General features: G+C 58.6%; 5 protein-coding genes and 1 pseudogene. 1 reads left to right on the top strand and 5 read right to left on the bottom strand.

The annotated features are described in order from the left end of the window. From Q8K05_RS02930 to ddpX, 4 genes and pseudogenes are all read right to left on the bottom strand, one after another. Positions 1-234 (bottom strand): annotated as a pseudogene (locus Q8K05_RS02930) (hypothetical protein); the annotation flags it as partial. After that, positions 231-818: a hypothetical protein gene (locus tag Q8K05_RS02925; protein ID WP_305245044.1), complete on the bottom strand. Its 588-nt coding sequence runs from the start codon at positions 816-818 to the stop codon at positions 231-233. The pseudogene Q8K05_RS02930 and the gene Q8K05_RS02925, both read right to left, overlap by 4 nt. A gap of 73 nt (positions 819-891) precedes the next feature. Beyond that, positions 892-1,677 carry a class II glutamine amidotransferase gene (locus Q8K05_RS02920; RefSeq protein WP_305245043.1) on the bottom strand — a complete coding sequence of 262 codons (786 nt, stop codon included), beginning with the start codon at positions 1,675-1,677 and terminating at the stop codon, positions 892-894. 232 nt (positions 1,678-1,909) lie between these two features. Beyond that, the gene (gene ddpX / locus Q8K05_RS02915) at positions 1,910-2,515 is read right to left on the bottom strand and encodes a D-alanyl-D-alanine dipeptidase (protein WP_305245042.1); all 606 of its coding nucleotides are present in this window, start codon (positions 2,513-2,515) and stop codon (positions 1,910-1,912) included. Between the two features lie 226 nt (positions 2,516-2,741). Between ddpX and Q8K05_RS02910 the strand changes: the two genes are divergently transcribed. Beyond that, the gene (locus tag Q8K05_RS02910; RefSeq protein ID WP_305245041.1) at positions 2,742-2,888 is read left to right on the top strand and encodes a hypothetical protein; all 147 of its coding nucleotides are present in this window, start codon (positions 2,742-2,744) and stop codon (positions 2,886-2,888) included. 78 nt (positions 2,889-2,966) lie between these two features. On the opposite strand, the gene Q8K05_RS02905 is transcribed toward Q8K05_RS02910, so the two are convergent. Next, positions 2,967-3,792: hypothetical protein (locus Q8K05_RS02905; protein WP_305245040.1), on the bottom strand; the 826-nt coding region annotated here is incomplete at its 5' end.

The following is a 3,792-nucleotide window of genomic DNA, read 5'->3' as shown; positions in this document are numbered from 1 at the left end:
CGCCAGGTGGGCCTGCGACACAAACACGGGGCGCGCCGCGAACAGGTAGGGGCAGCGCTCGCGCACCAGTTCAAACAGGCCGGGCTGGCCCATCTCCGATTCCAGGGCCCGGCCCAGCGCCCCGGTGTCCAGGCTGATGCAAAAGCACGCGCTGTTGAGTGCCTCGACCGACACGCCGTGCCGTGAGGCGATCGCGGGTAGCGCAGCCGGCAGGGAATTCGTGACGTGGGTCATCTCACCTTGCCAAGCGCCACCCGGAACTCTTCCAGCTTCGCTTCATAGGCATCGGCCTCGCCGTAGTCCAGGAAACGGTTGTAGCGCGCGTGCGTGCCCAGTATTTTGTGCGCGTGCTTGATCGGGCAAAAATACTGCTCTGTGCGGGCCAGGATTTCCGTCATGTAGGCCATGAGTCCGTTGCCGTATTCGCAGTAGGTGCAGTGGAATTTCTCGATGGAGTTGAGGTAGCCCAGATGCCGCCGGTCAAAGACCAGGTAGTCCCTGCGCCGGACCCTGGTGATGCCATAGATGGGAAAGCAGACCCACTGGTAGACGCTGACGCAGACATCGAGCATGAGCAGCGGGACCACCATGCCATAGATCAGCGGACCGGTGATCAGGTTTTGCGGCCGGTCGCGCACCAGCCAGCGCAGCAGGCCGGTCTTGAGCTTGCGGTGCGCCTGGCTCACCGATTGTTCGAATTCGACGCGCTTGCCTTTGATCTGGAAGAACATCCGGCTTTCCTGCGCCTGCACCGTGGTACGTAATTCCGCTTCAAGCGTGGCCATCTGAAGCAGTATCTGGTTGATTTTTTCGTTCATGCGTTGCAGCATACGCCATGGGCTGCGGCTGGCGCATGCGTCGCCAGTCGGGGTGCTTCGGCGCTGCCAGCCATCATAAAGCGACGCGCCTGCCATGCTGAAACACCACCACCTCCCCGGGCGGCAGCGCAATCCAGGCTTCGTCTGTGGTCAGCGGCTGGGTGGCGATCAGGCTGACGTGCCGGGCGCCGCCCTGCGCGGGTTCCAGCGCCACGCGCAGGTTGGGGTTGCCGAAGGATTCGCGGGGCGCCAGGCATTGCCGCTCAATGTAGAACAGCTTGGTTGAACAGTGCGCGTAGAGATACTCGCTGTCGGACAGCAGGAAGTTGGCGGCGCCATGTTGCGCGAGCGCGTTGGCCCAGTGCTGGATGACCGGCAGTTTTTGGTGCACATTCAGCACCTCGTCGGGCCTCAGCGCATGGCGCAGGCGGTCCATCAGGGCGCAAAAGGCCCGCTCCGAGTCGGTCTCGCCAAGCGGAAAGTTCCAGGTCGGTGCCAGGCGGCTGTCGCCCAGAACACCCGGCATGTTGCCGTTGTGTGCAAATACATGGCAAGCACCGTACAACTCGCGCGTAAACGGGTGTGTGTTGGCGTACGACGTCACCCGCGGCACGCTGGCCAGCCGAATGTGCGACAGCACGATTTCGCTGCGAAACTCGTGCGCTTCCACAAAGCGCAGGTAGGGGCTGTCGGCAGCGGGTGCCGCCTCCTTGATCAGGCGAAAGTCGCGGCCTTCCTTGAAGGCAATACCCCAGCCGTCTTTGTGGGGGCCCAGCCTGCCGCCGCGCTCGCCAAACACGCCGAGCGAGACCGTCACGGTGGCGGGCGCGTCGCTGGACAGCGCAAAGAGTTCACACATGGCGGGTCTTTCTCAGGAAAAGCGGCGCGCGGGCACGACGCCCGCAGTAAAAGAAGGGAGAAAAAGCCTCACTTTAGTTCACGGCTACGGAATTTGAACAAATCGCAGCGTCAGCTTGCGGGCCGACATGGACCCGCGTGATGACGACGGTCATGATGCGCGCCATCATGGGGCCCATTTGCAACAAAAAGACAAGGTGATCGGTGGGCGCTCCAGGCGGTGCTCCGGCCGTTCATGGTGAATCAGGAAGGCGATGGAATGCGTGGTTTTCGACCGCTGGCACGCACGCCATGAAGGCGTGGCTGTCAATCAGCGCAAACCGCTGCGCATCGGGCAACTGGTAATGCCACCACTCGCGCGGGTGATGCACAAAACCCGCTTCCAGCATCACGGTCAGCAGCATCATGCGGTTGACTTGAACGGCCGCCGGGTGCGCCGCATGAAAGTGGTGCGACGCCGGGCTCATGGTGTCCACCGGCGTGCCCATGTCCAGCGCCTGCCCTTGTGCGTCGATCAGCGTCAGGTCCACCGCCACGCCGCGCGTGTGGTTCGAGCCTTTTTTCGGGTCGGCGATGTAGTCCGGGTTGGGCGCCACGGCCCACAGCGCTTCCTGTGCCTCCTGCGGCCGGAAGGCATCGAGAATCTTGAGCCGAAAGCCCAACCCCCGGGCGGCCGCGATGGCCTTGCGCAGGCATGCTTCGGCTTGAGGGTGCAAAAAGCACAGCGCATGCGCGTAGATGACCTGGCCGGTGAAGTTGTCGGCGCCGGCATAGATCAGGTCGATGGCGACGTCATGGGTTTGCCCGGTGATGTGAACGAGAGGCGGCGGTGTGGGCATAAATGCTGAAGGAGAAGAGGGGGCTTGCATGAGGGGGCCACGGTCCGTTGTGGTGGATGCATGGAGCGGGTGGGGCTGATTTTTGCATCAGGTTTTAGCATCAAATTGGGCTGTAGCCAAATAAGGACGAGCGCAAGCAGCTATTAACTTGATAGCGATTTGGGCGTTTTCGTTCCCTGGCTGCCCCAAGGTGATTACTCGCGCCGCAACGCTTTAATCGCGTCCCTTGCACACCGCCCGCCTGCATCACATCGCCCCCGATCCCGACATTGCGCCAAATTACCAGTGCGTGAACTTCAGTGCAGAAAGCCGCAGCTTCCGCTGGCGGATGGACGGCAACGTGTTTGCCATTTTTATATGGTTCCGTCAGTGACTCCTTTGCAGCGGGAGCGGTCGTTAGAACGGCTGTCTGACCTGCCGGATTCGGCGAGAATAAGCCAGCAACCCCTTGCTACCTGAATCGACGTACTGCTTCTTGTCTCTTGGCGCTTTTCATGACTCGCCGCTTCTCCGCCTCGAAGTTACTCTTTATTAATGCGGTGAACATCTCGGATGCAGGCATCCCAAGAGAGTAAATATCCCGCTCGCGGATCTCTTCCTTTTCCAAGTACTTTATAAACTCTTCAACTCGAGCCAAACGTACTTGAACCCGCTCAACCCGGTCCCCGTCAAGAAACATTGAATACTCACTCTTTGCGGCTTCCGTTAAGTAGTGACTAATCTGCTCACTAAAAATACCGCAGTCGGTACAGATTAGATCGAGATACGAAAAATAGAATGCCAGACCACGCACCATGTATAGCCCGTATGCCGTTACCTTGATACTATCCACGGACGAGGAGAATGAGTCCAATCGATTATTGGACTCTATAAATCCATGCTTAAGTAGGACATCAACGTTCCGTTCAAAATCTTCCACCATACCAAACGTTTCGGCAAAATAACTCCTCAATTCCGCTATGTCGTAGTATGCTGGCGAGCTTTTCTCGAGGCCCTTACTTATTTTTCGTAGTATCCGGAGGCCAGTGAAATGCGAAGATTGACGAAGAGAGCGCAGTTGATAGATATTCGGTATATTGCTCAGTGCTTCATCATAGAAATAGCGGTCCGGAATCATGACTGGCTTGATGACTTGGTGGATTTGGAACTTCCACGATCCGTTGCTAACCATTTCGTCTACATTCGTATACCCAGACAGCAGAAAACTCCTGAATAGGTCCAACGACAGGCGGATGTCACCATGCGCACAAGCGCTAAGAAAGTCGTTCAGGGGAGAT

Source organism: Polaromonas sp. (genome assembly GCF_030682935.1).
Lineage (GTDB): Bacteria > Pseudomonadota > Gammaproteobacteria > Burkholderiales > Burkholderiaceae_C > Polaromonas.
This window is presented reverse-complemented; position numbering and strand designations above follow the sequence as displayed.